Below are 25,349 nucleotides of genomic sequence, written 5' to 3'. Positions count from 1 at the left end.
GTCAATAGCCAGGATGCTGACGCGCCGCAAGGGCGCGGAGGCGTGAGTCGACATATTCTTTTGTTCTTATATGGGAGAGTGGTCAGGTAACGGCTGGATCGTCTTATTTTTTGGCGGGTGTGTCCAGTTCTGGAATGTTAAGCAGGCTATTGAGCGGTTTTGATCCTGTAGGACCGGCTTTAGCCGGGGGGGACCTCCTGGCTAAAGTCAGTCCCACAGAGCCGCATTTCAATTTGAGATGGACAAGTTAAGGCGCAGGATTCGGATGATCCTTGTGAATCGCCTCGATACCGGCCAATACCTCTTCGGACAATTCCAGCCCGAAGCTGGCGATGTTGCTGTCCAGTTGCTCAAGCGTGGTGGCGCCGATGATGTTGCTGGTCACGAACGGCTGGCGAGTGACAAAGGCCAAGGCCATTTGGGTCGGTTCCAGGCCGTGCTCGCGAGCAAGTGCTACATAACGGCTGCAGGCTGCTTCCGATTGCGGGTTGAAGTAGCGGGTGAAGCGACTGTAGAGGCTCAGGCGACCTTTGGCCGGGCGAGCACCCCCCTCGTATTTGCCTGACAGCATGCCGAACGCCAGTGGCGAATAGGCCAGCAGACCGCATTGTTCGCGAATGGCCACTTCGGCCAGGCCCACTTCAAAGCTGCGGTTAAGCAGGTTGTAGGGGTTCTGGATAGATACTGCTCGTGGCCAGCCACGGCTTTCGGCCAGTTGCAGGAACTTCATGGTGCCCCAAGGCGTTTCGTTGGAAAGCCCGATGTGGCGAATCTTGCCCGCCTTGACCTGCTCGTCCAGCGCTTCGAGGGTTTCCTCTAGCGGGGTGAAGTCTTCATCTTTATGGGTGTAACCCAATTTGCCGAAAAAATTGGTGCTGCGCTCAGGCCAGTGCAGTTGATACAGGTCCAGATAGTCGGTTTGCAGGCGGGCCAGGCTAGCGTCAAGCGCCGCCACTATATGCTCGCGATTGTGCTTGAGGCTGCCACCGCGAATATGATCGATGGCATTGCCCGGTCCGGCGATCTTGCTGGCCAGAATCCAGTCGGCGCGGTCGCCCTGTTTCTTGAACCAGTTCCCGATGATTGTCTCGGTGGCGGAGTAGGTTTCTGCTTTTGGCGGCACCGGATACATTTCGGCGGTATCAAGAAAGTTGATGCCGGCTTCTTTGGCACGCTGGATCTGGGCAAAGGCTTCAGGTTCGCTGTTTTGCTCGCCCCAGGTCATGGTGCCGAGGCAGATTGCACTGACTTTCAGGTCGGTTCTGCCAAGTTGGCGATAGTCCATTTGCTTCTCCTCAGGTAGGGGAGCCATAAAAGCAGGTTGAAATTTATTTCGCAATCCGCATAATCGCGCGCCTCTTTGCAGTGGAAGTGATGCTCCATCTGCCGGAGAGACATCTTTGCCGTACCACAGATGCGCCGACCCGAGCCCTCGGCAGCGTCTGTATCTCGGCTGCCTTTGACATGCTGCTTGTCAAAGTACGATCTATTCAGTAAGATCCGCCGTCTCAATTTATCAGGGCGGCCCCTGAGGCTAAATAATGAAAACTTATACTGCTAAACCGGAAACAGTTAAGCGCGAATGGTTCGTAGTCGATGCTGCTGGTCAGACCCTCGGTCGTCTGGCTACAGAAATCGCTAGCCGTCTGCGTGGCAAGCACAAAGCGGAATACACTCCGCACGTTGACACTGGTGACTACATCGTTGTTATCAACGCTGAGCAAATCCGTGTTACCGGTGCTAAAACCACCGACAAAATCTACTACTCTCACTCCGGTTTTCCGGGCGGGATCAAGTCGATCAACTTCGAAAAGCTGATCGCCAAAGCTCCTGAGCGTGTGCTCGAGACCGCGGTTAAAGGCATGCTGCCTAAAAACCCGCTGGGTCGCGACATGTACCGTAAGCTGAAAGTCTATGCGGGCACTGCACACCCTCATACTGCTCAGCAGCCCCAAGAACTGAAGTTTTAACGGAATAGTTGATTATGTCGGCGACTCAAAATTACGGCACTGGCCGTCGCAAGACCGCTACCGCTCGCGTATTCCTGCGCCCAGGTACCGGTAACATCTCCATCAACAACCGTTCGCTGGACAATTTCTTCGGTCGCGAAACTGCCCGCATGGTAGTTCGTCAGCCGCTGGAACTGACTGAGACTGTTGAGAAGTTCGATATCTACGTTACCGTTATCGGCGGTGGTGTAAGTGGTCAAGCTGGCGCAATCCGCCACGGTATCACTCGCGCTCTGATGCAGTACGACGAAACCCTGCGCGGCGCTCTGCGCAAAGCTGGCTTCGTTACTCGCGACGCCCGTGAAGTTGAACGTAAGAAAGTCGGTCTACGTAAAGCGCGTAAGCGTCCGCAGTACTCGAAGCGTTAATTCGCACTTCGTTCAAAAAGAACGCCCAGCCTCCTCGCGGAGCTGGGCGTTTTTTTGTGGGCGTCTATTATACATGTGACAACATGACTCATTCCGCGCAGGCCCCGGATTACAAGGCCTTCGGCTTTTCGGGAAAAGTAATTCCCTTGTAGTTTGAAGGGTTTCTATTTACCATCCGGCAAAATTTAGATACTTAAATTTTTAAATTAGACGCCTGATCGAACAGGCCACATAGCTGATGGGAGAGGACGGAATGAGCAATGACGGCGTGAATGCAGGCCGGCGTCGCTTCCTCGTGGCAGCCACATCTGTGGTTGGTGCAGCAGGAGCGGTGGGGGCTGCGGTCCCGTTCGTAGGGTCATGGTTCCCCAGTGCCAAGGCGAAAGCCGCAGGCGCACCGGTAAAGGTGAATATCAGCAAGATCGAAGCAGGACAGCAGATGATTGCTGAGTGGCGCGGTCAACCTGTTTTCATCGTCCGTCGTACCGAGGAGATATTGGGCAACCTTGGCAAAATCACAGGCCAGTTGTCGGACCCCGAATCGAAGAGTTCGGTCCAGCCTACCTACGTTGACCCTGTTGTACGATCGATCAAACCTGAAATCCTGCTGTTGATCGGTATCTGCACCCACTTGGGATGCTCCCCGACTTTCCGTCCTGAAGTAGCGCCAGCCGACTTGGGCAAGGATTGGGTGGGTGGTTATTTCTGCCCTTGTCACGGCTCACATTACGACCTCGCTGGCCGTGTCTATAAATCGCAACCTGCACCATTGAATCTGCCAGTGCCGCCGCATTCCTATGAGTCGGACAATATTATTGTCATTGGCATCGATCAGGAGAACGCGTGATGAGCAAGTTCATGAATTGGATCGATGCTCGTTTCCCCGCAACCAAAATGTGGGAAGACCACCTCAGCAAGTATTACGCGCCAAAAAACTTCAACTTCTTCTACTTCTTTGGCTCTCTGGCTTTGCTGGTGCTGGTCAATCAGATATTGACCGGTGTATGGCTCACGATGAGCTACACACCGTCAGCTGAAGAGGCGTTTGCATCCGTCGAAGGCATCATGCGCGATGTCCCATATGGTTCGATTTTGCGTTTGCTGCATTCGACCGGCGCTTCGGCGTTCTTCATCGTGGTTTATATGCATATGTTCCGCGGTCTGCTTTACGGCTCCTATCAAAAGCCTCGTGAGCTGGTGTGGATCTTCGGCATGCTGATTTATCTGGCGCTGATGGCCGAGGCGTTCATGGGGTATTTGCTGCCTTGGGGGCAGATGTCCTACTGGGGCGCACAGGTGATCATCTCTCTGTTCGGAGCTATTCCGGTCATCGGCGATGACCTGACTCAATGGATTCGCGGTGACTACCTGATCTCGGGAATCACGCTTAACCGATTCTTCGCGCTACATGTGGTTGCATTGCCGATCGTGGTTCTTGGGTTGGTAGTGCTGCACATTCTGGCATTGCATGAGGTGGGCTCGAACAATCCGGATGGCGTGGATATCAAAAAACACAAAGATGAAAATGGCATCCCGCTGGACGGCATTCCCTTCCATCCGTACTACACAGTCAAGGATATCGTCGGCGTCGTCGTGTTCCTTTTTGTGTTTTGCTTCGTTGTGTTCTTCTTCCCCGAAATGGGTGGCTACTTCCTCGAAAAACCCAACTTCGAGATGGCAAACCCCTTTAAGACACCAGAGCATATTGCTCCTGTCTGGTACTTCACGCCGTTCTACGCAATCTTGCGTGCCATCCCTGACAAGCTCATGGGTGTGATTGCGATGGGGGCGGCAATCGCGGTGCTGTTCGTGCTGCCCTGGCTTGATCGAAGCCCGGTTAAATCGATGCGCTACAAAGGCTGGCTGAGCAAAATCTGGCTGCTGGTATTCTGCGTGTCCTTCGTGATCCTCGGCGTATTGGGGGTTCTGGCTCCGACGCCAGCGCGCACGCTGCTCTCGCAGGTCTGCACCTTCCTGTATTTCGCCTACTTCATTCTGATGCCGTTCTATACCCGGCTTGAGAAGACCAAACCGGTTCCAGAAAGGGTGACTGGCTGATGAAAAAGCTATTGGCTGTATTGATGCTTGCTGCTCTGCCCGTACTGTCGTTTGCCGCCGAGCATGGCGGGCCTGAGTTGGAAAGCATCGACATTGATGTGTCAGACAAGGCTGCCATGCAAGATGGGGCGCGGACGTTCGCCAACTATTGCATGGGTTGCCACAGCGCCAAGTTCCAGCGTTACGAGCGCGTTGCCGATGATTTGGACATCCCTCATGAACTGATGCTGGAGAAACTCGTTTTCACGGGGGCCAAGATTGGCGATCACATGAACATCGGTATGCAGTCAGCCGACGCCAAGGCTTGGTTTGGCGCTGCTCCGCCGGATCTGACGTTGGTGGCGAGGGTTCGCGGTACGGATTGGTTGTATGGCTATCTGCGCTCGTTCTATGAGGATCCTGCGCGTCCGTGGGGTGTGAACAACCGGGTATTTCCGAACGTGGGGATGCCCAACGTACTGGCCGGTCTCCAAGGGAAGCAGATCATTGGCTGCAAACAGATTCAGGTGGTCGAGGACGGCAAGAAGCAGTACGACCCATTAACGGGGGCGCCGCTGACGCACGAGGCCTGCGACCAACTGACTATTGTTCCCGATACCGGCAGCCTCACTGAAGAGCAGTTTGACGAGAAGATCAAGAATCTGGTGACCTTCCTCGCTTATTCGGCCAACCCGGACAAGCTCCGGCATCAACGCATCGGTACTTATGTGTTGCTGTACCTGGCTTTCTTCTTTGTCTTCGCGTACTTGCTCAAGCGCGAATACTGGAAGGACGTGCACTGACCGGTTTTGTAACGCTCAAGAAACACCTGCGCCTTCGTGCGCCTCTTTTAGGCAACAAATGCAGGGCAAATGTGGTTGTGACGACAAGATTGCAGAATTTACTTCGCGTAAATGAGCTATCTTGTCGCCCGCGATGACCACTGCCTCAATGCGGTTGTTGTTGGAGGCGTCCGAGGGCGTATCCGTTTTTGTGTATTCGATAAATTTAACAAGCGAGGAGGACCGCCATGGGCGTGACCAATCGGTTGGCCTGTTACTCCGACCCCGCCGACCACTATTCCCACCGCGTGCGCATTGTGCTCGCCGAGAAAGGTGTCAGCGCCGAGATCATTGATGTCGTGACGGGGACCCACCCGGCGAAATTGATCGAGGTGAACCCGTACGGTAGCGTACCTACGCTGGTTGATCGTGATCTGGCATTGTACGAGTCGACTGTGGTGATGGAATATCTGGATGAGCGCTATCCGCATCCGCCGTTGCTGCCGGTTTATCCGGTAGCGCGCGCCAATAGCCGCCTGCTGATCCATCGGATTCAGCGCGACTGGTGCGCTCAGGTGGATCTGATTCTGGATCCACGCAGCAAAGAGTCGGCTCGTGTGGTCGCTCGCAAGGAATTGCGTGAAAGCCTGACCGGCGTGTCGCCACTGTTTGCCGAGAAAGCTTTTTTCCTCAGTGACGAGCAAAGTCTGGTCGACTGCTGTCTATTGCCCATACTCTGGCGTTTGCCTGTCTTGGGTATCGAATTGCCACGGCCTGCCAAGCCGTTGCTTGATTATATGGAGCGCCAGTTTGCGCGTGAGGCATTCCAGGCAAGTCTGTCTGCTGCCGAACGTGACATGCGCTAAGGCCTAAGGAGCCGTTAATGAACTCCAGTCGCCCTTATCTGATTCGTGCTCTCTATGAGTGGATCGTCGATAACGATTGCACTCCGCACATGCTGGTCAATGCGGAGTATCCATCGGTGCAGGTCCCGCAAGGGTTTGCCAACGATGGGCAGATTGTCCTGAACGTTTCCCCGTCTGCTGTGCGTCATTTGCACATGGACAACGATGCGGTCAGTTTTGAAGGCCGCTTTGGCGGCGTTCCGCATACCCTGTACGTCCCTGTAGGGGCGATTCTGGGTATTTATGCCCGGGAGAATGGTCAGGGTATGGTTTTCGACCTGGAGCCTCCTTTCGAGGATGACGACAGCGTTGATCCTGATGATGATCTGCCGCCACCAGATGCCGAGCCTCCGCGTCCGAGCGGTCGGCCGAGTCTGAAAGTGGTGAAGTAGCTCGCTTCATGCAATAAAAAAAGGCGACCCGAGGGTCGCCTTTTTCATGTGCGCAGATCGTAGTCAGTCGATGTATTCGAACAGCTTCACGATCTTTTGTACGCCGGAAACGCTCTGCACCAGATTCGTGGCGCGGGTCGCTTCCTGCTGAGTGACCAGGCCAAGCAGGAACACAATGCCATTTTCGGTCACGACCTTGATCCGCGAGCCAGGGATGGCGCTGTCAGTCAGCATCTGGCTTTTGATCTTGGTGGTCAGCCATGCGTCGTTGTTTCGGGCCAGCAATGAAGAGGGAGCCATGACCTGCAGCTCGTTGTTGACCTTCTTCACGCGTTGTACGCCGCTGGCCTCTTTTTCGGCCAGAGCCTTAAGGTCTGCACGTGGCGTCTGGCCAGCCAGCAGCACAATGCCGTTGTAGCTTGTCACGACGATGTGCGAGTTCTGGTCCAGATCAGGGCTAGCCTTGGCGATGTTCACGGCGGCCTTGGTTTCGATCAGCGAGTCATCGATCTTGCTGCCGAACGTGCGCGTCCCACGATCGTCTTCAATCGGGTTGTCGCGGGTAGCAGTCAGCACCGAGCTGCATCCGCTGATGCTTACGCACAGGGTCAAGGCCAGCAGGCTGAGACGATTAACGGTCATTCTTCACTCCCGAACAGTTGGCTGTCGATCAAATCGCACAAGCAATGAATCGCCAGCAGGTGGACTTCTTGAATTCGTGCGGTGACTTTAGCCGGTACGCGGATCTCCACGTCTTCCGGTAAAAGCAGCGAGGCCATGCCGCCGCCGTCGCGTCCCGTCAATGCTACGACAATCATTTCGCGATCATGTGCGGCCTGGATCGCCTGAATTATATTGGCCGAGTTTCCGCTGGTGGAAATCGCCAGCAGTACATCGCCAGGCTGACCCAGCGCGCGGATCTGTTTGGAGAAGATTTCGTTGAAGCTGTAGTCGTTTGCTATCGAGGTGATCGTCGAGCTGTCAGTTGTTAGCGCAATGGCTGGCAGGCTAGGGCGTTCGCGTTCGAAGCGGTTGAGCAGCTCCGAGGAAAAGTGCTGCGCATCGCCCGCCGAACCGCCATTGCCGCAAGCGAGCATTTTACCTTCGTTGAGCAGCGCGTTAACCATGACCTGGCTGGCTTGCTCGATGTAAGGAGCAAGGACTTCCATTGCTTGCTGCTTGGTGTCAATGCTGGCCTGAAAAAGCTGGCGAATTCGGGATTGCATGTCCATCTGGGTGACCTTAATTAGAACGTATCGCGGCTTGCCGGTTGGCGCAGAGGCAGAAGCTCTCGGCACAACGCTGTACAGCCCGCAAAGCGAAAAGCGAAATCTGTGTTGGGTGGCGTATTACGTGAGTCGTCGCTTCGGTTCCGGGGTCGGCCCGCATCGCGGGTATGCCAGGCAGATCAGCTCTCGAATGCATGCTTGATCCAGTTCAAGGATGGGCCGCCAAGCGGATCACCCTCAATGGCGACGACATCGAAACGGCATGCAGCATCTGCCCATCGTGTTTCGTTCTGCAGAAACAGTTGTGCTGCCAGAACGAGCTTTTGCTGCTTGCGAAAATCAACGCTTTCCAGTGCTCCGCCCCACGCTGAATGGCGTCGGTAGCGAACTTCGACGAATACTACTGTATCCCCGTCGAGCATGACCAGATCAAGCTCGCCGCGTTTGCATAACCAGTTTTGTGCAATCAGCTGCAATCCCTGCTGCTGTAAATGCTGCAGGGCGCGGGTTTCAGCCTCGCGCCCTGCATTTTGGCGGGTGTTGCCGGGCATTTACTGAGCGGTATCCGGCAGGCGTTGAATCTTGCCGTCAACAAACTCAGCCCAAGGCAACTGACGTTCCACGCGGCGAGCCGGGTTGATGCTCAGGCTTCCGGACAGGCCGTCGATACGGCTTTCAGGCATGGTTTTGAGTTGGCCAAGGCGCGGAGCCAGACGGTAGGCGTCAACCCCCATGGCGTAAAGGCGGCCCAGGCTGCCCGATGCTTGTGGCCATTGGGTGACAACCTGCTGGCGCAATGGGTCGTTGGCGTTGAGCAACCATGGGGTTTCGCAGAAGCGCACACCATTGAGGTCCATGTACTGCGCGTGATCGTTGCTGTTGGTAAACAGGTGCGATGTGGCGTAGACCGGAACGTCACCAGCGTATTGGAAGACCATGGTTGGCTTAATCTGCTGGGCTTGTTGCGGCGTCGCAGCAAGGAACATGAAATCGATGTCCTGGCGGCGCGTCGGTTGGGCAGCAACCTGTGTGCCTACGGTGCTCTGCAGGCGTTGCGCGCGACCTTCGCTGTTGCGCAACTGGAACAGGTCGGCAACTTGTTGCGCCAGTGCTACGGGCTGGTCGACGTGCTCAGCGGCAATCAATGTACCGCCTTTGGCTTGCCAGCTTTGACGGAAAGCGTCCAGAACGCGGTCGCCCCATTCACCTTTAGGCACCATGGCAACTGCGCTGCGCTTGCCATCGGCCCACGCACGGCGAGCAACCTCGCGGGCTTCGTCTTCTGCGGAAAGGCCAAACTGGAACAACTGCTGTGGGCCTTCAGGACCCGCGTCGCTGTAGTTGAGCGCCAAGGTGGTGATAGGCAGTTGAGGGCGGGTGCTGAGTTGCTTGACCAGTGGTTTTTCCAGCGGACCGACTACCAGTTGAACGCCAGCAGCCTGGGCCTGGCGATAGAACTCATCCATCGAGGTCAGGCGTGAACTGTCGAATACCTGAATGGCAGGTGGGTTCTGGCCGGCTTGTTGTGCCTGATAGTGCGCGGCCATGAAGCCTTCACGCAGTGCTTTGGCGACCGCTGCGAGCGGGCCTTCCTGTGGCAGCAGCAATGCGATTTTGGTCAACGGTTCGCTGGTCAGTGCACGCAGTTGGGCCAGCGTTGCAGGCAACTGGATGGCGGCAGGGTGTTTTGGGTTTTGTGCTTTCCAGGTGTCGATAGCGGCTTGTTGCTGTTCCAGTGTGCCTGCGCCTTTGATGCTACGTGCCAGGCTCAGCCAGCCGCCCATATCGTCGGTGGCAGTGCTTTGAAGCTGCTCTGGAGGCAGCGCAGCCACGAGTTTCCAGATGGCGTCGTTGTTGGCGCTCAGGTCATTGCCTTGCAGCAATGGGCCAACAAAGACTCGCTCGTTGATCGCAGGAAGAATCTGGCCATCGGCTTCGAGGGCGCGAGCGCGAACGGTGTGAGTACGAATCTGTTGTTCAACGGACAGTTCGCCCAAGCGTTGCAGGCTTGGATGGCTCAATGCAGTAAGCGCTGCTTTAGGCTGGTTGCGGCCCATGGCCAACTCGGCGTCGAGGGTCGCTGCAAAGACCTGCTGACCGGGTTTGAGCAGTTCGATCTGCACTTGCGCAAGGATTTGCGCAGCGCGGCCAGGATTGTTTTGCCGATTGGCCAGATCCGCAGCGCTCAGTCGGAGCAGGGCAGCCTGGTCCGGCGTTTTTGCGGCGGCTGCCTGATCGAGTAATTGCTCGATGCTGGCGTCGGGGGTGCGTGGAAGTTCGCCAAGGCTGGACGAAGGCGAGCTGGCGCAAGCCGCCAACAGGGCAGCGAGGCAGAGGGCAGAGAACAGCCGCAGGCAAGCGATCATGTGTATGTTCCTGATACTCGAGCAAATTAGCGGGGAATTGTACCCAAGCGCTGGCATGGGTGCGACGTCGTTAACATTTAAAGCAGTGATATAAGTCGTGGTGCCTGATTACGCTGGGTAATAAGGCTGTCACGAGCGTGTTGCGCTGGCAGGTGGCGGGCACCAATCATGACTTTTCCTCCCTTTTTTCCGGTCTTCCATGAGTCTGCGAGTCATTGGTTGCGGTCGTAATCTGTACAATGATGACCTTCACCCTTAAAGGGTAACAAATCATGAGGTCTGCGCTTTGACTGCTCCAGTTGCTTTGAATTCCGCCGCGGGCTCGCTTTATGTAGTGGCCACGCCAATCGGCAATCTGGATGACATGAGCGTGAGGGCGTTGAAGGTATTGCGAGAAGTGGCGTTGATTGCCGCTGAGGATACGCGTCACTCGGCGCGATTGATGCAGCATTTCGGCATTTCCACGCCACTGGCTGCTTGCCACGAGCACAACGAGCGTGAGGAGGGCAGTCGGTTTATCACTCGTCTGTTGGCGGGCGATAACGTTGCGCTGATCTCCGATGCCGGGACGCCGCTTATTTCGGATCCTGGTTATCACCTCGTACGTCAGGCACGGGCTGCGGGTATTGCAGTCGTCCCGGTGCCGGGTGCTTGCGCGTTAATTGCAGCGCTGTCGGCTGCTGGCTTGCCGTCGGACCGTTTCATTTTTGAAGGTTTTCTGCCCGCCAAGGCCGTGGGTCGCCGTGCTCGGCTGGAGTTACTCAAGGAAGAACCGCGCACGCTGATCTTCTATGAGGCACCGCATCGCATTCTTGAATGCTTACAGGATCTGGAGCTGGTTTTCGGAGCGCAACGTCCTGCGTTGTTGGCGCGCGAGCTGACCAAGACCTTCGAAACCCTCAAAGGTTTGCCGCTGGCCGAGCTGCGTGAGTTCGTCGAAAGCGACAGCAATCAGCAGCGTGGCGAATGCGTGGTGTTGGTAGCGGGCTGGACTGAACCTGAAGGTGAAGACGTCATCGGTAGCGAAGCGCGACGAATTCTGGATCTGCTGCTCGCGGAGATGCCACTCAAGCGCGCCGCCGCTCTGGCTGCGGAAATTACAGGGGTACGCAAAAACCTGCTTTATCAGGTGGCGCTAGACAAGCAAAAAGACGAATAAATCCCTGCGGCGCAAGTCTGCGACGTTTTAAAGCTTGTTCTGAGGGGGTTGTGCCGCTAACCTTGTCGGCGGAGAGTCGATTGGACAGTCGCTGCCTCTTATTGTTCGCAATTAAGGGGGGGAGGAAAGTCCGGGCTCCATAGGGCGGAGTGCCAGGTAACGCCTGGGAGGCGTGAGCCTACGGAAAGTGCCACAGAAAATAACCGCCTAAGCGTTTCGGCGCCGGTAAGGGTGAAAAGGTGCGGTAAGAGCGCACCGCGCGTCTGGCAACAGTTCGTGGTCAAGGTAAACCCCACTCGGAGCAAGACCAAATAGGGTTCCTAGGCGTGGCCCGCGCTGGAACCGGGTAGGTTGCTAAAGACGTCCAGTGATGGCCGTCGTAGAGGAATGACTGTCCTCGACAGAACCCGGCTTACAGATCGACTCTCCACCTTTTTATCCCCTCTCGTTTCAGCAGCATTACACCCCCTCGTAATACCAAAAAAATCTTAAACCTCACAAATCACTTTAAGTTCGCGCTGCAGCTTTCTGAGCTGTGTCGGAATTTTCCGTAAGACCCCTCCTGAAATTCGCGCCAACAGTCTGATATCGCTCCTAAATCCCAGTTATGTAAGGGTTTTCCTTAAGACCGTGCCTTGACTGTGTGGTGGGCGGGTTCCTATAGTGTGCGCAAGTGGCAGAAAGTGGCGTGAAGTGGGTTTTTTTAACGCAAAAAGCTAGAATTCGGAGAAAGCGCCTGTGTTTCGTGGTGCAAACGCAATCAATCTCGATGCAAAGGGTCGTCTCGCTATGCCGAGCCGGTACCGTGACGAGTTGGATTCGCGTAGCGCCGGGCAATTGATCGTGACCATTGACGCTGTTGACCCTTGCTTGTGCCTTTATCCGCTCTCGGAATGGGAGCTGATCGAGGCGAAATTGCGTGAGCTCGCTACCTTCCGCGAAGAAAACCGTCGCCTTCAGCGTTTGCTGATCGGTAACGCGGTTGATCTGGAGCTGGATGGCAGTGGGCGTTTTCTGGTTCCGCCACGCCTTCGCGAATATGCCAGGTTGGATAAGCGCGTGATGTTGGTGGGCCAGCTCAATAAGTTTCAATTGTGGGACGAGGACGCCTGGAACGCTCTTGCTGATGCGGATCTGGCGGCCATTCAACAACCGGGCGCTATGCCTGATGAATTACGTGATCTGATCCTGTGACTATGAATAGCGGTTTTACCCACATCACCGTACTGCTCGACGAAGCCGTAGAGGCTCTCGCGGTGCGCGCTGATGGCTGCTATATGGACGGCACGTTCGGGCGCGGTGGGCATAGTCGGCTTGTATTAGAGAAGCTTGGGCCTGATGGCCGATTGCTGGGATTCGATAAAGATCCTCAAGCAATTGCCACCGGGCAAGCGCTAGCGGCCGAAGACGGCCGCTTTGTCATTGTGCAACGCAGCTTCGCTGAATTGGGCTCGGAGGCTCAAGCACGCGGCATTGCGGGCAAGGTCAGCGGAATCCTGCTGGACCTCGGTGTTTCGTCGCCGCAGCTTGATGACCCGGAGCGCGGCTTCAGTTTTATGAACGATGGTCCGCTGGATATGCGCATGGACCCGACCCGCGGCGTCAGCGCTGCCGAGTTCATCGCCACTGCACCTGTCGAAGAAATTGCCCGCGTATTCAAGGAATACGGCGAAGAACGTTTCGCCAAACGTATGGCAGGCGCTGTAGTTGCGCGTCGTGAAATTCAACCCTTTGAGCGTACGGCTGATCTGGCTGAAGTGCTCAAGGTGGCCAATCCCGCCTGGGAAAAAGGCAAGAATCCGGCGACCCGTGCTTTTCAAGGTCTGCGCATTCACGTCAACAATGAGTTGGGCGACCTGGAGGCGGGTCTGGAAGCAGCGCTTGAAGCGCTGGAAGTGGGTGGCCGCCTGGTCGTCATCAGTTTCCACTCGCTTGAAGACCGCATCGTCAAATTGTTCATGCGCAAGCTCGTCAAGGGTGAGGCGGACAACATGCCGCGCAATCTGCCGATTCAGTACAAGGCTTTTGAACCCAAGATCAAACTCATCGGCAAGGCGCAATTTGCTTCAGACGAAGAAACCAAAGCCAATCCCCGTTCACGCAGTGCTGTCATGCGTGTAGCGGAGAAGCTCAGGTGAGCCGTTTGTTCCTCAAGCCTTTGCCAGGCGGCAGCTTCTTCATGCTGCTGCTGTTTCTCGCCGTCCTCGTTTCGGCTATCGGCGTTTCCTACAGTGCTCACTGGAACCGTCAGTTGCTCAACTCGCTGTACTCCGAACTGAGCATTCGCGATAAGGCTCAAGCTGAATGGGGTCGTCTGATTCTCGAACAAAGTACCTGGACAGCCCACAGCCGCATCGAAACCCTGGCCACTGAACAGCTGAAAATGCGCATCCCGAGCGCCGCTGAAGTTCGCATGGTGGCGCCATGATGAAGCTCGAAGGCGCACTTTATCCATGGCGGTTCCGCGTGGTGGTCGGCCTGCTGCTGGCATTGGTCGGCGCGATCTGCTGGCGCATCATCGATCTGCAAGTGGTTGATCACACGTTCCTCAAGGAACAGGGCGACGCGCGCAGTCTTCGCCATATTCCTATTCCGGCGCACCGCGGTCTGATCACTGACCGTAATGGCGAACCTTTGGCTGTCAGTACGCCGGTGACGACGCTGTGGGCCAACCCTAAAGAAATGCAGATGGACAAGAGCAAGTGGGCAGTTCTGGCCACGGCACTGGGGCAGGATCCCAAAGCGCTGACTGAGCGGCTCGACGCGCAGGCCGGTAAAGAATTCATCTATCTGGTTCGTGGTCTGACGCCTGAGCATGGTCAGGCCGTGCTTGATCTGAAAGTGCCCGGCGTTTACGGCATTGAAGAATTCCGCCGCTTTTATCCGGCTGGCGACGTAACCGCTCACATGGTTGGCTTTACCGACCTGGACGATCATGGCCGCGAAGGTGTCGAGCTGGCTTATGACGACTGGCTGGCTGGGGTGCCCGGCAAAAGGCAGGTCATCAAGGACAGGCGCGGACGACTCATCAAAGACGTTCAGGTCACCAAAAACGCCAAGGCTGGAAAGACCTTGGCTTTGTCTATTGATCTGCGCCTGCAATACCTGGCCACTCGTGAACTGCGTAACGCAATTGTCGAGAACGAAGCCAAGGCTGGCAGCATGGTGATCATGGACGTCAAGACCGGCGAAGTGCTGGCGATGGTCAACTCCCCGACTTACAACCCGAACAATCGCCGCACGATGGTCCCAGCTGCGATGCGTAACCGGGCGATCATTGACGTGTTCGAGCCTGGTTCTACCATGAAGCCGATTTCCATGACTGCCGCGCTGGACAGTGGCCGCTGGAAGCCTACTGACAAGGTAGAGGTCTATCCCGGCACCTTGCAGATCGGCAAATACACGATCCGCGACGTTACCAAGACTGAAGGGCCGGTTCTCGATTTGACCGGCATCCTGATCAATTCCAGTAACGTCGGCATGAGTAAAGTGGCTTTCGACGTCGGCGGGGAAGCGATCTTCCAGGCCATGCAGCGTGTTGGCCTGGGGCAGTACACCGGTCTCGGCTTCCCCGGCGAGCGCGTTGGCAACCTGCCTAATTACCGTGAATGGCGTAAAGCAGAGACGGCGACTTTGTCATACGGCTATGGCTTGTCGGTGACGGCGCTGCAACTGGTACACGCCTATGCCGCCATCGCCAATAACGGCCGGATCGTGCCGTTGACCATTCTGAAAAGCGATAACCCGCCGGTAGCGACTCAGGCTATTCCTGAGCAGACCGCCAAGACCCTGCAAACCATGTTGCAAGCCGTAATCGAAGATTCTCGCGGCGTCTATCGTGCGCGGGTTCCTTCGTACCACGTGGCAGGCAAGAGTGGTACGGCACGTAAAACGTCGGTCGGCACCAAAGGTTACGCAGAAAACTCTTATCGCTCGCTCTTCGCCGGCTTTGGTCCGATGAGCAATCCACGCTATGCCGTGGTTGTGGTCATCGATGAGCCAAGCAAGGGCGGTTACTACGGCGGTCTGGTATCGGCACCGGTTTTCAGTAAGGTCATGTCCGGCACCTTGCGCCTGATGAACGTAACGCCTGACAACCTCGCTCCGATTCCACCAGAGCAGGTCAATGCAGCTCCAGTCGTTAAAGGAGGGCGTGGTTGATGTCGTCCAGCCTGAACAAGATTTTCGCCCACGCCTCCAGCGATCTGATGATTCGCGAGTTGACGCTGGATAGTCGCAACGTACGCGGTGGCGACCTGTTTCTTGCGGTTCCCGGTGGCAACTTCGATGGTCGCGATCACATTGCCGATGCCTTGAAGCGCGGCGCTGCGGCCGTTGCTTATGAAGTTGAAGGCGCGAAAGTGTTGCCGATTACCGACGTGCCGCTGATCCCGGTCAAGGGCCTGGCTGCACAGTTGTCGGATATCGCCGGGCGCTTCTATGGCGATCCTAGTCGCAGCCTGAATCTGGTTGGCGTAACCGGCACCAACGGTAAAACCAGCGTTACCCAGTTGGTCGCGCAAGCGATGGACTTGCTAGGCCAGCATTGCGGCATCGTCGGCACTCTGGGGACCGGTTTTTACGGTTCATTGCAAAGCGGTCGACACACGACCCCCGACCCAATCGCGGTACAGGCAACGCTGTCTGATCTGAGGAAGGCCGGGGCACGCGCAGTGGCAATGGAAGTTTCTTCCCACGGTCTTGATCAAGGTCGCGCAACTGCGTTGGCATTCGATGTCGCAGTACTGACCAATCTGTCCCGTGACCACCTGGACTATCACGGCACCATGGAGGCTTACGGCGCCGCCAAAGCCAAGCTGTTCGCCTGGTCTGACCTGCGTTGCCGCGTGATCAATATCGACGATGAGTTTGGTCGCACTCTGGCCGCTGAAAAGCGCGAGTCCCGGCTCATCACTTATAGCCTGGAAGACTCCAGCGCTTATCTGTATTGCCGCGATGCAAAATTCGATGACGAAGGTGTTCGCGCCACACTGGTCACGCCGCAAGGTCAGCACCTGTTGCGCAGCGGCCTGCTGGGCCGCTTCAACCTGAGTAACGTGCTGGCTGCGATCGGTGCCTTGCTGGGCCTGGATTATGCGCTGGACGAAATTCTTAAGGTCCTGCCGAAGCTCGAAGGCCCGGTAGGGCGCATGCAACGCTTGGGTGGCGGTGAAAAACCGCTGGTTGTGGTTGATTACGCCCACACCCCCGATGCGCTGGAAAAAGTACTGACCGCGCTGCGTCCTCATGCCAAAGGTCGTTTGTTGTGCCTGTTTGGCTGTGGCGGTGATCGTGATCGCGGCAAGCGTCCGTTAATGGCTGAAGTTGTTGAGCGTCTTGCGGACAGTGTCCTTGTGACCGATGACAATCCGCGTACTGAAGTGCCGACGAAAATCTTCGACGATATCCGTCAGGGTTTCAGCGCCGCGCAAAATGTTCGTTTCGTTGAAGGGCGTGGACAGGCGATTGCAGAAATCATCGCCAGCGCTGCCGCGACCGACGTAATCGTTCTGGCAGGCAAAGGGCACGAGGACTATCAGGAAATCGACGGTCAGCGTCAGCCATTCTCCGATCTGGAAGAAGCAGCCAAGGCTTTGGCTGTATGGGAGGTGGCGAATGCTTAAGCCGTTATCCCTCAGTGAATTGACCACCGTGCTCGACGCGCGCCTGGTAGGCGATGACCGCACTTTCGATGGTGTGAGCATCGACAGCCGCGCTATCAAGCTTGGCCAGTTGTTCGTGGCACTGACAGGTCCGCGTTTTGACGGCCATGATTACCTGAGTCAGGTCGCAGCCAAAGGCGCTGTAGCTGCCTTGGTCGAGCGCGAAATTCCGAATGTTGTGTTGCCGCAACTGGTTGTCCTCGATACCCGCAAGGCGCTCGCCCAGTTGGGTGCACTGAATCGTAATGCCTTCGTCGACAGGCCTGTAGCTGCGATTACCGGTTCCAGTGGCAAGACCACTGTGAAAGAAATGCTTGCCAGCATCATGCGCACCCGCGGTCCTGTTCTAGCCACCCGCGGCAATCTGAACAACGAGCTGGGTGTGCCGTTGACCCTCCTTGAGCTGGCGCCTGAGTACTCGGCTGCCGTCATCGAAATGGGCGCGTCCCGTGTGGGCGAAATCGCTTTCACTGTGAGTCTGACCAAGCCGCACGTGGCATTGATTACCAATGCGGGTACTGCTCACGTCGGCGAGTTCGGCGGCCCAGACAAAATTGTCGAAGCCAAAGGCGAAATCCTGGAAGGACTCGATAGCTTTGGCGTCGCGGTTCTTAATAAAGAAGACAAGGCATTTCCGATCTGGACTGCCCGTGCAGGGGATCGTCGCATCGTGAGTTTCGCGATTGCCGATCAAAGCGCCGATTTCCATGCTCAGGAACTGAGCGTTGATGCTCGGGGTTGCCCTGGCTTCATTCTCAACAGTCCACTGGGCTCGGCAGAGGTGCAACTCAATCTGCTGGGGACGCACAACGTGGCCAATGCGTTGGCTGCGGCGGCTGCAGGCCACGCGATGGGTGTTGATCTGGACGGTATCGTTTCGGGCCTCAATGCTGTGCAGCCGGTCAAAGGCCGCACTGTCGCGCAGTTGGCGCTCAATGGTGTGCGCGTTATTGATGACACTTACAACGCCAATCCGAGCTCCATCAACGCAGCCGTAGATATTCTTACCGGTTTTACTGGCCGCACCGTGCTGGTCCTCGGTGACATCGGCGAGCTGGGCGACTGGGCAGAACAAGGTCACCGCGAAGTCGGTGCCTATGCCGCGGGCAAAGTCTCTGCACTGTATGCCGTTGGTCCGTTGATGGCCCACGCCGTCGATGCCTTCGGCGAGCATGCGCGCCATTTTGCCAATCAGACCGACCTGATCGCTGCACTGGGCGCCGAGCAGGATCCTCAAACCACTATTTTGATCAAGGGCTCGCGGAGCGCTGCGATGGAAAACGTCGTCGCTGCCCTGTGCGGTTCTAGCCTGGAGACACATTAATGCTGCTGCTGCTGGCCGAGTTTCTGCAACAGTTCCACAAAGGCTTCGCGGTCTTCCAATACCTGACCCTGCGCGGGATCCTCGGCGTGCTTACGGCATTGTCGCTCTCGCTGTGCCTGGGCCCATGGATGATTCGTGCATTGCAGATGCGCCAGATCGGCCAATCGGTTCGTAACGACGGTCCACAGTCTCACCTGTCCAAATCCGGTACGCCGACCATGGGCGGGGCGTTGATTCTGTCCTCCATCGGTATCAGCACCTTGCTCTGGGCTGACCTGAGCAACCGCTATGTCTGGGTGGTGTTACTGGTGACCCTGCTGTTCGGTGGCATCGGCTGGGTAGACGACTATCGCAAGGTCATCGAGAAGAACTCAAAAGGCTTGCCGAGCCGCTGGAAGTATTTCTGGCAGTCGGTGTTCGGCTTGTGCGCGGCGATCTTCCTGTATGTAACTGCCCCTTCGGCGGTGGAAACCACGCTGATCATTCCGATGTTCAAGGACGCCAGCATCGCGCTGGGCATCGGCTTTATCGTGCTGACCTATTTCGTGATTGTTGGCTCCAGCAACGCGGTCAACCTGACCGACGGCCTCGACGGTCTGGCGATCCTGCCAACCGTGCTTGTAGGCGGCGCGTTGGGCATCTTCTGCTACCTGTCTGGGAACGTGAAATTCGCTGAATACCTGCTGATCCCCTATGTGCCGGGCGCGGGCGAACTGATCGTGTTCTGCGGTGCGCTGATCGGTGCGGGACTTGGTTTTCTGTGGTTCAACACCTACCCGGCTCAGGTCTTCATGGGTGACGTTGGCGCACTGGCACTCGGTGCAGCACTGGGCACCATCGCCGTTATCGTCCGTCAGGAAATCGTCCTGTTCATCATGGGCGGCGTGTTCGTGATGGAGACCTTGTCAGTCGTTATTCAGGTTGCATCCTTTAAGTTGACCGGCCGCCGCGTTTTCCGCATGGCGCCGATCCACCACCACTTTGAACTCAAGGGCTGGCCCGAGCCGCGTGTGATCGTCCGTTTCTGGATCATCACCGTGATTCTCGTGTTGATCGGTCTTGCCACGCTGAAACTGAGGTAGAACGAGTGTCTCTTATCGCTTCAGACCATTTCCGCATCATTGTCGGCCTCGGCAAGAGCGGCATGTCCCTGGTTCGCTTTCTGGCGAGCCGGGGCGTGTCGTTTGCCGTGGCCGATACGCGGGAAAATCCACCGGAGCTGGCGACTTTGCGTCGTGACTATCCGCAGGTGGATGTGCGTTGTGGCGAACTGGACGTTGAATTCCTGTGTCGTGCCGACGAGCTGTACGTGAGCCCGGGTCTTGCACTGGCGACCCCGGCGCTGCAGCAGGCGGCTGCGCGCGGCGTGAAGCTGTCCGGCGATATCGAGCTGTTTGCCCGTTACGCCAAGGCTCCGATCATTGCGATCACTGGCTCCAACGCCAAAAGCACCGTGACCACGCTGGTTGGCGAGATGGCTGCTGCGGCGGGCAAGCGTGTTGCGGTCGGCGGCAATCTGGGTACGCCCGCGCTGGATCTGCTTGGCGATGACGTCGAACTCTATGTCATGGAGCTTTCCAGCTTCCAGCTGGAAACCACTGATCAGCTCGGCGCAGAAGTGGCGACCGTGTTGAACATCAGTGAAGACCACATGGACCGTTACAGCGGTTTGCCTGCTTACCATCTCGCCAAGCACCGGGTATTCCGTGGTGCCCGTCAGGTGGTGGTCAACCGTCAGGACGTGCTGACCCGGCCGTTGATTGGTGAGGGTCTGCCGTGCTGGACCTTCGGTCTGAACAAACCCGATTTCCATGGCTTTGGTTTGCGCGAAGAAGACGGCGAAAAATATCTCGCCTTCCAGTTCGACAACCTGATGCCTGTACGCGAATTGAAAATCCGTGGCGCTCATAATCAGGCCAACGCTCTGGCGGCGCTTGCGCTGGGCCATGCTGTCGGTTTGCCGATGGACGCGATGCTTTCCAGCCTGCGCAGCTTTGGCGGCCTGGAACATCGCTGCCAATGGCTGCGTGAGCGCAACGGCGTGAGCTACTACGACGACTCCAAGGCCACCAACGTTGGCGCCGCACTGGCCGCCATCGAGGGCCTGGGCTCAGACATCGAAGGCAAACTGGTGTTGATCGCCGGTGGTGATGGCAAGGGTGCTGACTTCAGTGGTCTGCGTGCCCCGGTTGCTGCCAACTGCCGCGCTGTGGTGCTGATCGGCCGCGACGCCGAATTGATCGCTCAGGCGTTGGGCGATGGCGTGGAACTGGTCCGGGTTGCGACGCTTGAAGAAGCTGTGTTGCGTTGCGCCGAGATAGCGCAGGCGGGCGACGCCGTGTTGCTGTCCCCGGCATGCGCGAGTTTTGACATGTTCAAGAACTACGAAGAGCGCGGTCGTCTGTTCGCGCAAGCCGTGGGGGACTTGTCATGATCTTCGGCGTAATCAAGCCTTTCCCGTCCCCGATAATCAGTGGTCGTGGCATTGACCTGGACTTCCCGATGCTGGCTGGTTGCCTGGCGTTGCTGGGCCTGGGTCTGGTGATGATCACCTCCGCTTCCTCGGAAGTGGCGGCCGTGAATTCCGGCAACACCCTTTATATGATGACTCGCCATTTGATCTACATGATCATTGGGATCTTCGCCTGCGGTCTGACCATGATGATTCCGGTCGCGACCTGGCAGCGCCTCGGCTGGATGATGCTGTTGGGTGCATTCGGCCTGCTGGTCATGGTGCTGGTGCCGGGTATCGGTCGTGAGGTGAACGGCTCGATGCGCTGGATCGGCTTCGGCATGTTCAACGTCCAGCCTTCGGAAATTGCCAAGGTATTCGTGGTGATTTTCCTCGCGGGTTACCTGATTCGTCGCCAGCAGGAAGTCCGTGAAAGCTGGATGGGTTTCTTCAAGCCTTTCATCGTCTTGCTGCCAATGGCCGGCCTGCTGCTGATGGAGCCAGACTTCGGTGCCACCGTCGTGATGATGGGCGCTGCGGCAGCGATGCTGTTCCTGGGTGGCGTTGGCCTGTTCCGGTTCAGTCTGATGGTCGCCCTGGCGGTCGGCGCGGTGTTCGTGCTGGTTCAGGCGCAACCGTATCGGATGGCACGTCTGATCACCTTTACCGACCCGTGGTCCGATCAATTCGGTTCCGGCTACCAGTTGACTCAGGCATTGATTGCATTTGGTCGCGGTGAATGGCTCGGTGTTGGTCTGGGCAACAGCGTACAGAAGCAGTTCTATCTGCCGGAAGCGCACACTGACTTCGTGTTTTCGGTACTCGCCGAAGAGCTGGGTGTAGTGGGTTCGCTGCTGACCGTCGCGCTATTCGTATTCGTCAGTATCCGCGCCATGTACATCGGTATGTGGGCCGAGCGCGCCAAGCAGTTCTTTGGCGCATACGTTGCCTATGGCCTTGCTTTCCTGTGGATCGGTCAGTTCCTGATCAACATCGGTGTGAACGTCGGCTTGCTGCCAACCAAAGGTTTGACCCTGCCGTTCCTCAGCTACGGCGGGAGTTCATTGGTGATCTGCTGCGCGAGCCTGGGTCTGCTGCTGCGGATCGAGTGGGAGTCGCGCAACAACATGGGCAGCGAAGAAGCGGAATTCAATGAAAGCGACTTCGCCGAGGAGCCTAACCATGGACGCTAACGTGCTGATCATGGCAGGCGGCACCGGTGGCCACGTGTTCCCGGCGCTGGCATGCGCGCGCGAGTTCCAGGCCCGTGGTTACAAGGTGCATTGGCTGGGTACGCCCCGCGGTATTGAAAACGAACTGGTGCCGCAGGCCGGGTTCGCTTTGCACCTGATCAACGTTACCGGTTTGCGTGGCAAGGGCCGGTTGTCCTTGCTCAAGGCGCCGCTGATGCTGCTCAAGGCGTTGATGCAGGCCCGTAAAGTCGTGCGTGATCTCAAGCCGGTTTGCGTGGTGGGCTTTGGTGGTTATGTCACCGGTCCGGGCGGTCTTGCTGCGAAGTTGAGCAAAGTGCCTTTGATCATTCATGAGCAGAACGCTGTAGCCGGTACTGCCAATCGCAGTCTGGCCTCGTTCGCCAGCCGAGTGTGCGAGGCGTTTCCGAACACCTTCGCAGCGTCCGAAAAACGCCGCACCACGGGTAATCCGGTACGTGCCGAGCTGTTTCTGGAAACACCACGCCAGGCACTGGCCGGGCGCAAGGCGCGCTTGCTGGTACTGGGCGGTAGCCTCGGTGCCGAGCCGCTGAACAAGTTATTGCCGGAGGCACTTTCGCAGGTGCCTGCGGAGTTTCGGCCTGAAGTGTTTCATCAGGCTGGCAAGAATCACGATGAAGTTACTGCGGAGCGCTATCGCACTGCCGGTGTGGAGGCGCAGGTCGCCCCGTTCATCAAAGACATGGCCCAAGCATATGGCTGGGCCGACCTGGTGGTCTGTCGCGCAGGCGCGCTGACCATCAGTGAACTGGCGGCGGCCGGACTGCCCTCGCTGTTGGTGCCGTTGCCCCATGCGATCGACGATCACCAGTCCCGTAATGCCGACTATCTGGCCCACGAAGGCGCTGCTTTCGTGATGCCACAAGCGACAACTGATGCAGCCGATATGGCGGCGCGTCTGAAAGAGGTTTTGATGCAACCCGAACAACTCAACACCATGGCTCGTACCGCCCGCCGGCTGGCCAAGCCTGATGCAACCAACACCGTCGTGGATATCTGTCTGGAGGTGGCTCATGGTTGAGAATCAACGCGCGATGCCACAGCCGGAAATGCGCCGTATCCGTCGCATCCACTTCGTCGGTATCGGCGGTGTGGGCATGTGCGGGATTGCCGAGGTGTTGTTGAACCTGGGCTATGAAGTTTCCGGTTCAGACCTGAAGGCTTCCCCGGTTACCGAGCGTCTTGAATCCTTTGGTGCTCACATCTTCATCGGCCACCGCGCGGAAAACACTGTGGGCGCTGACGTGCTGGTGGTTTCCAGTGCCGTGAACACTTCCAACCCGGAAGTGGCGACCGCCCTTGAGCGTCGTATCCCGGTGGTGCCACGTGCCGAGATGCTGGCCGAGCTGATGCGTTATCGCCACGGTATCGCCGTTGCCGGTACCCACGGTAAAACCACCACGACCAGCCTGATCGCTTCGGTGTTCGCGGCCGGTGGTCTGGACCCGACTTTCGTGATCGGTGGTCGTCTGAACGCTGCCGGTACCAACGCGCAGTTGGGCACCAGCCGTTACCTCATTGCTGAAGCCGATGAAAGTGATGCCAGCTTCCTGCATTTGCAGCCGCTGGTTGCTGTCGTCACCAACATCGACGCCGATCACATGGCGACCTATGAAGGCGACTTCAACAAACTGAAGAAAACCTTCGTCGAGTTCCTGCACAACCTGCCTTTCTATGGCCTGGCGGTGGTGTGCATCGATGATCCTGTGGTGCGGGAAATCCTGCCGCAAGTCAAACGTCCAACCGTGACCTACGGCTTTACCGAAACGGCGGACGTACGAGCTATTAATGTGCGTCAGGAAGGCATGCTGACGTTCTTCACCGTATTACGTCGCGACCGTGAGCCGCTGGACGTATCGGTGAACATGCCGGGCAATCACAACGTACTTAACTCGCTGGCAACTATCGCCATTGCGACGGATGAGGGCGTCAGCGATGAAGCCATCGTTCAGGGGCTTTCGGGTTTCCAGGGCGTGGGTCGACGCTTCCAGGTTTATGGCGAGCTGCCGGTCGAAGGCGGCAATGTCATGCTGGTTGATGACTACGGTCATCACCCTCGCGAAGTCGCTGCCGTGATCAACGCTGTGCGTGGCGGCTGGCCTGAGCGCCGCTTGGTCATGGTTTATCAGCCGCACCGTTTTAGCCGTACCCGCGATCTGTACGACGATTTCGTGCAAGTGCTGGCCGAGGCCAACGTGCTGTTGCTGATGGAAGTTTACCCGGCAGGTGAAGAGCCAATCCCGGGTGCGGACAGCCGCAACCTGTGCCACAGCATTCGTCAGCGTGGCCAGCTGGACCCTATTTATATCGAGCGCGGCGTCGAGCTGGCGCCTTTGGTCAAACCTTTGCTGCGAGCCGGCGACATCCTGCTTTGCCAAGGGGCAGGTGACATTGGTGGGCTCGCTCCGCAATTGTTGAGAAGCCCGTTGTTCGCGGGTGCCGTCATCGCGCCTACCGAAGGGAAGCTGAAATGACTGCGCCACTGCAATTGTCCCTGCTCTCGACGCTGGAGCCGAAATCGTTCGGCCGCGTTGCCGTGCTGTTTGGCGGCAAAAGCGCTGAGCGGCCGGTTTCATTGAAGTCCGGGCAAGCCGTTCTGGACGCATTGCAGAGCGCTGGTGTCGATGCATTCGGCATCGATGTAGGCGACGATTTTCTGCAGCGTCTGGTCAGCGAAAAGATTGATCGCGCCTTCATCGTCCTGCACGGACGCGGTGGCGAAGACGGCACGATGCAGGGCTTGTTGGAGTGCCTGGAAATTCCTTACACCGGTAGTGGTGTACTGGCTTCAGCACTGGCCATGGACAAGCTGCGGACCAAGCAGGTCTGGCAGAGTCTTGGCCTGCCAACGCCTTTGCACGCGGTACTTGGCAGCGAATCGGATTGTATTTCTGCAACTGCGGAACTGGGCCTGCCTTTGATCGTCAAACCGGCTCATGAAGGTTCCAGTATCGGTATGGCCAAGGTGACCAGCGTCGAAGAATTGATCGTCGCGTGGAAAGCTGCCAGTACCTACGATTCGCAAGTTTTGGTTGAGCAATGGATTCAAGGTCCGGAGTTCACCATCGCATCGCTGCGTGGCCAGGTCTTGCCTCCCATCGGCCTGGGCACTCCTCACAGTTTTTACGACTACGACGCCAAGTACCTGGCTGACGATACCCAGTATCGGATTCCGTGCGGGCTCGATGACACCAAGGAACAGGAACTCAAGCAACTGACCGCTCGCGCGTGCGAAGCAGTTGGCGTTACCGGCTGGGCGCGTACCGATGTCATGCAAGACGCCAATGGCAAGTTCTGGCTGCTGGAAGTGAATACCGTGCCAGGGATGACTGACCACAGCCTGGTGCCAATGGCGGCACGTGCGGCAGGTCTGGATTTCCAGCAACTGGTGTTGGCGATTCTGGCCGACAGCGTCCAGGCGCGAGGTTAAG

Annotated in this window: 25 protein-coding genes and 1 other RNA gene; 21 read left to right on the top strand and 5 right to left on the bottom strand. The window is 57.3% G+C overall.

What is annotated here, in order from left to right; all coding sequences use genetic code 11:
- Window positions 1–247: 247 nt before the first annotated feature.
- The gene (locus AUC60_RS04415; protein ID WP_087264865.1) at window positions 248–1,285 is read right to left on the bottom strand and encodes an NADP(H)-dependent aldo-keto reductase; all 1,038 of its coding nucleotides are present in this window, start codon (window positions 1,283–1,285) and stop codon (window positions 248–250) included.
- 256 nt (window positions 1,286–1,541) lie between these two features.
- On the opposite strand from AUC60_RS04415, the gene rplM reads away from it, so the two are divergent.
- The 7 genes from rplM (at window position 1,542) to AUC60_RS04380 (ending at window position 6,493) form a co-directional block, all read left to right on the top strand.
- The gene (gene rplM, locus AUC60_RS04410; RefSeq protein ID WP_027900224.1) at window positions 1,542–1,970 is read left to right on the top strand and encodes a 50S ribosomal protein L13; all 429 of its coding nucleotides are present in this window, start codon (window positions 1,542–1,544) and stop codon (window positions 1,968–1,970) included.
- 14 nt (window positions 1,971–1,984) lie between these two features.
- Window positions 1,985–2,377 (top strand): 30S ribosomal protein S9, encoded by a 393-nt coding sequence (gene rpsI, locus AUC60_RS04405; RefSeq protein WP_002555064.1) that lies wholly within the window; start codon window positions 1,985–1,987, stop codon window positions 2,375–2,377.
- A gap of 253 nt (window positions 2,378–2,630) precedes the next feature.
- Window positions 2,631–3,224 (top strand): ubiquinol-cytochrome c reductase iron-sulfur subunit, encoded by a 594-nt coding sequence (gene petA, locus AUC60_RS04400; RefSeq protein ID WP_087264864.1) that lies wholly within the window; start codon window positions 2,631–2,633, stop codon window positions 3,222–3,224.
- Window positions 3,224–4,435, top strand: a complete 1,212-nt coding sequence (locus tag AUC60_RS04395) for a cytochrome b (protein ID WP_087264863.1) — start codon at window positions 3,224–3,226, stop codon at window positions 4,433–4,435. The genes petA and AUC60_RS04395 overlap by 1 nt, the downstream gene beginning before the upstream one ends.
- On the top strand, window positions 4,435–5,217 hold the full coding sequence (locus AUC60_RS04390) for a cytochrome c1 (RefSeq protein WP_087264862.1): 783 nt from the start codon (window positions 4,435–4,437) through the stop codon (window positions 5,215–5,217). Before AUC60_RS04395 ends, AUC60_RS04390 begins: the two co-directional genes overlap by 1 nt.
- A 227-nt stretch (window positions 5,218–5,444) precedes the next feature.
- A complete protein-coding gene (locus tag AUC60_RS04385; protein ID WP_087264861.1) occupies window positions 5,445–6,062 on the top strand; it encodes a glutathione S-transferase N-terminal domain-containing protein in 618 nt (205 codons plus the stop codon).
- Between the two features lie 17 nt (window positions 6,063–6,079).
- Complete coding sequence (locus AUC60_RS04380) at window positions 6,080–6,493, top strand: ClpXP protease specificity-enhancing factor (RefSeq protein WP_087264860.1); 414 nt, start codon at window positions 6,080–6,082, stop codon at window positions 6,491–6,493.
- A 63-nt stretch (window positions 6,494–6,556) separates the two neighbouring features.
- Here AUC60_RS04380 and AUC60_RS04375 read toward each other — a convergent pair whose 3' ends face one another.
- The 4 genes from AUC60_RS04375 to AUC60_RS04360 all read right to left on the bottom strand — a co-directional run bounded on the left by AUC60_RS04375 (window position 6,557) and on the right by AUC60_RS04360 (window position 10,088).
- Window positions 6,557–7,135, bottom strand: a complete 579-nt coding sequence (locus AUC60_RS04375) for a BON domain-containing protein (protein ID WP_087264859.1) — start codon at window positions 7,133–7,135, stop codon at window positions 6,557–6,559.
- Window positions 7,132–7,725, bottom strand: coding sequence for a phosphoheptose isomerase (locus AUC60_RS04370; RefSeq protein WP_087264858.1), 594 nt, complete (start codon window positions 7,723–7,725; stop codon window positions 7,132–7,134). The genes AUC60_RS04375 and AUC60_RS04370 overlap by 4 nt, the downstream gene beginning before the upstream one ends.
- Window positions 7,726–7,901: 176 nt before the next feature.
- A complete protein-coding gene (locus tag AUC60_RS04365) occupies window positions 7,902–8,273 on the bottom strand; it encodes a YraN family protein (protein ID WP_087264857.1) in 372 nt (123 codons plus the stop codon).
- Window positions 8,274–10,088 (bottom strand): penicillin-binding protein activator, encoded by a 1,815-nt coding sequence (locus AUC60_RS04360; protein WP_087264856.1) that lies wholly within the window; start codon window positions 10,086–10,088, stop codon window positions 8,274–8,276. It lies immediately after the preceding gene.
- A 286-nt stretch (window positions 10,089–10,374) separates the two neighbouring features.
- Between AUC60_RS04360 and rsmI the strand changes: the two genes are divergently transcribed.
- The 14 genes from rsmI to AUC60_RS04290 all read left to right on the top strand — a co-directional run bounded on the left by rsmI (window position 10,375) and on the right by AUC60_RS04290 (window position 25,348).
- Window positions 10,375–11,247: a 16S rRNA (cytidine(1402)-2'-O)-methyltransferase gene (rsmI, locus tag AUC60_RS04355; RefSeq protein WP_087264855.1), complete on the top strand. Its 873-nt coding sequence runs from the start codon at window positions 10,375–10,377 to the stop codon at window positions 11,245–11,247.
- Window positions 11,248–11,319: 72 nt separating this feature from the next.
- Window positions 11,320–11,678, top strand: an RNA gene (rnpB, locus tag AUC60_RS04350) — RNase P RNA component class A.
- Window positions 11,679–11,985: 307 nt separating this feature from the next.
- The gene (gene mraZ / locus AUC60_RS04345; protein ID WP_025996300.1) at window positions 11,986–12,441 is read left to right on the top strand and encodes a division/cell wall cluster transcriptional repressor MraZ; all 456 of its coding nucleotides are present in this window, start codon (window positions 11,986–11,988) and stop codon (window positions 12,439–12,441) included.
- A gap of 2 nt (window positions 12,442–12,443) precedes the next feature.
- Entirely contained in the window at window positions 12,444–13,385 is a 942-nt protein-coding gene (gene rsmH / locus AUC60_RS04340; protein ID WP_087264854.1) for a 16S rRNA (cytosine(1402)-N(4))-methyltransferase RsmH, read from the top strand.
- Window positions 13,382–13,675, top strand: coding sequence for a cell division protein FtsL (ftsL, locus tag AUC60_RS04335; protein ID WP_087264853.1), 294 nt, complete (start codon window positions 13,382–13,384; stop codon window positions 13,673–13,675). Before rsmH ends, ftsL begins: the two co-directional genes overlap by 4 nt.
- Entirely contained in the window at window positions 13,672–15,408 is a 1,737-nt protein-coding gene (locus AUC60_RS04330) for a peptidoglycan D,D-transpeptidase FtsI family protein (RefSeq protein WP_087264852.1), read from the top strand. The genes ftsL and AUC60_RS04330 overlap by 4 nt, the downstream gene beginning before the upstream one ends.
- Entirely contained in the window at window positions 15,408–16,871 is a 1,464-nt protein-coding gene (locus tag AUC60_RS04325) for a UDP-N-acetylmuramoyl-L-alanyl-D-glutamate--2,6-diaminopimelate ligase (RefSeq protein ID WP_087264851.1), read from the top strand. Before AUC60_RS04330 ends, AUC60_RS04325 begins: the two co-directional genes overlap by 1 nt.
- Window positions 16,864–18,234 (top strand): UDP-N-acetylmuramoyl-tripeptide--D-alanyl-D-alanine ligase, encoded by a 1,371-nt coding sequence (locus tag AUC60_RS04320; protein ID WP_087264850.1) that lies wholly within the window; start codon window positions 16,864–16,866, stop codon window positions 18,232–18,234. The genes AUC60_RS04325 and AUC60_RS04320 overlap by 8 nt, the downstream gene beginning before the upstream one ends.
- Window positions 18,234–19,316 carry a phospho-N-acetylmuramoyl-pentapeptide-transferase gene (mraY, locus tag AUC60_RS04315; RefSeq protein WP_027900240.1) on the top strand — a complete coding sequence of 361 codons (1,083 nt, stop codon included), beginning with the start codon at window positions 18,234–18,236 and terminating at the stop codon, window positions 19,314–19,316. Before AUC60_RS04320 ends, mraY begins: the two co-directional genes overlap by 1 nt.
- A gap of 5 nt (window positions 19,317–19,321) precedes the next feature.
- A complete protein-coding gene (gene murD / locus AUC60_RS04310; RefSeq protein ID WP_087264849.1) occupies window positions 19,322–20,668 on the top strand; it encodes a UDP-N-acetylmuramoyl-L-alanine--D-glutamate ligase in 1,347 nt (448 codons plus the stop codon).
- Window positions 20,665–21,879, top strand: coding sequence for a putative lipid II flippase FtsW (gene ftsW, locus AUC60_RS04305; RefSeq protein ID WP_087264848.1), 1,215 nt, complete (start codon window positions 20,665–20,667; stop codon window positions 21,877–21,879). Before murD ends, ftsW begins: the two co-directional genes overlap by 4 nt.
- Entirely contained in the window at window positions 21,869–22,939 is a 1,071-nt protein-coding gene (murG, locus tag AUC60_RS04300; protein ID WP_087264847.1) for an undecaprenyldiphospho-muramoylpentapeptide beta-N-acetylglucosaminyltransferase, read from the top strand. Before ftsW ends, murG begins: the two co-directional genes overlap by 11 nt.
- Window positions 22,932–24,392 (top strand): UDP-N-acetylmuramate--L-alanine ligase, encoded by a 1,461-nt coding sequence (murC, locus tag AUC60_RS04295; RefSeq protein WP_087264846.1) that lies wholly within the window; start codon window positions 22,932–22,934, stop codon window positions 24,390–24,392. The genes murG and murC overlap by 8 nt, the downstream gene beginning before the upstream one ends.
- Window positions 24,389–25,348, top strand: a complete 960-nt coding sequence (locus AUC60_RS04290; protein WP_087264845.1) for a D-alanine--D-alanine ligase — start codon at window positions 24,389–24,391, stop codon at window positions 25,346–25,348. Before murC ends, AUC60_RS04290 begins: the two co-directional genes overlap by 4 nt.
- Window position 25,349 lies beyond the last annotated feature (1 nt).

This window comes from Pseudomonas caspiana (assembly GCF_002158995.1).
GTDB lineage: Bacteria > Pseudomonadota > Gammaproteobacteria > Pseudomonadales > Pseudomonadaceae > Aquipseudomonas > Aquipseudomonas caspiana.
This window is presented reverse-complemented; position numbering and strand designations above follow the sequence as displayed.

Bases quoted from the DNA above. Each gene is read 5' to 3' on its own strand.
- AUC60_RS04415 (WP_087264865.1), bottom strand. From the start codon at position 1,285: ATGGACTATCGCCAACTTGGCAGAACCGACCTGAAAGTCAGTGCAATC.
- rplM (WP_027900224.1), top strand. From the start codon at position 1,542: ATGAAAACTTATACTGCTAAACCGGAAACAGTTAAGCGCGAATGGTTC.
- rpsI (WP_002555064.1), top strand. From the start codon at position 1,985: ATGTCGGCGACTCAAAATTACGGCACTGGCCGTCGCAAGACCGCTACC.
- petA (WP_087264864.1), top strand. From the start codon at position 2,631: ATGAGCAATGACGGCGTGAATGCAGGCCGGCGTCGCTTCCTCGTGGCA.
- AUC60_RS04395 (WP_087264863.1), top strand. From the start codon at position 3,224: ATGAGCAAGTTCATGAATTGGATCGATGCTCGTTTCCCCGCAACCAAA.
- AUC60_RS04390 (WP_087264862.1), top strand. From the start codon at position 4,435: ATGAAAAAGCTATTGGCTGTATTGATGCTTGCTGCTCTGCCCGTACTG.
- AUC60_RS04385 (WP_087264861.1), top strand. From the start codon at position 5,445: ATGGGCGTGACCAATCGGTTGGCCTGTTACTCCGACCCCGCCGACCAC.
- AUC60_RS04380 (WP_087264860.1), top strand. From the start codon at position 6,080: ATGAACTCCAGTCGCCCTTATCTGATTCGTGCTCTCTATGAGTGGATC.
- AUC60_RS04375 (WP_087264859.1), bottom strand. From the start codon at position 7,135: ATGACCGTTAATCGTCTCAGCCTGCTGGCCTTGACCCTGTGCGTAAGC.
- AUC60_RS04370 (WP_087264858.1), bottom strand. From the start codon at position 7,725: ATGGACATGCAATCCCGAATTCGCCAGCTTTTTCAGGCCAGCATTGAC.
- AUC60_RS04365 (WP_087264857.1), bottom strand. From the start codon at position 8,273: ATGCCCGGCAACACCCGCCAAAATGCAGGGCGCGAGGCTGAAACCCGC.
- AUC60_RS04360 (WP_087264856.1), bottom strand. From the start codon at position 10,088: ATGATCGCTTGCCTGCGGCTGTTCTCTGCCCTCTGCCTCGCTGCCCTG.
- rsmH (WP_087264854.1), top strand. From the start codon at position 12,444: ATGAATAGCGGTTTTACCCACATCACCGTACTGCTCGACGAAGCCGTA.
- AUC60_RS04330 (WP_087264852.1), top strand. From the start codon at position 13,672: ATGATGAAGCTCGAAGGCGCACTTTATCCATGGCGGTTCCGCGTGGTG.
- AUC60_RS04325 (WP_087264851.1), top strand. From the start codon at position 15,408: ATGTCGTCCAGCCTGAACAAGATTTTCGCCCACGCCTCCAGCGATCTG.
- AUC60_RS04320 (WP_087264850.1), top strand. From the start codon at position 16,864: ATGCTTAAGCCGTTATCCCTCAGTGAATTGACCACCGTGCTCGACGCG.
- mraY (WP_027900240.1), top strand. From the start codon at position 18,234: ATGCTGCTGCTGCTGGCCGAGTTTCTGCAACAGTTCCACAAAGGCTTC.
- ftsW (WP_087264848.1), top strand. From the start codon at position 20,665: ATGATCTTCGGCGTAATCAAGCCTTTCCCGTCCCCGATAATCAGTGGT.
- murG (WP_087264847.1), top strand. From the start codon at position 21,869: ATGGACGCTAACGTGCTGATCATGGCAGGCGGCACCGGTGGCCACGTG.
- murC (WP_087264846.1), top strand. From the start codon at position 22,932: ATGGTTGAGAATCAACGCGCGATGCCACAGCCGGAAATGCGCCGTATC.
- AUC60_RS04290 (WP_087264845.1), top strand. From the start codon at position 24,389: ATGACTGCGCCACTGCAATTGTCCCTGCTCTCGACGCTGGAGCCGAAA.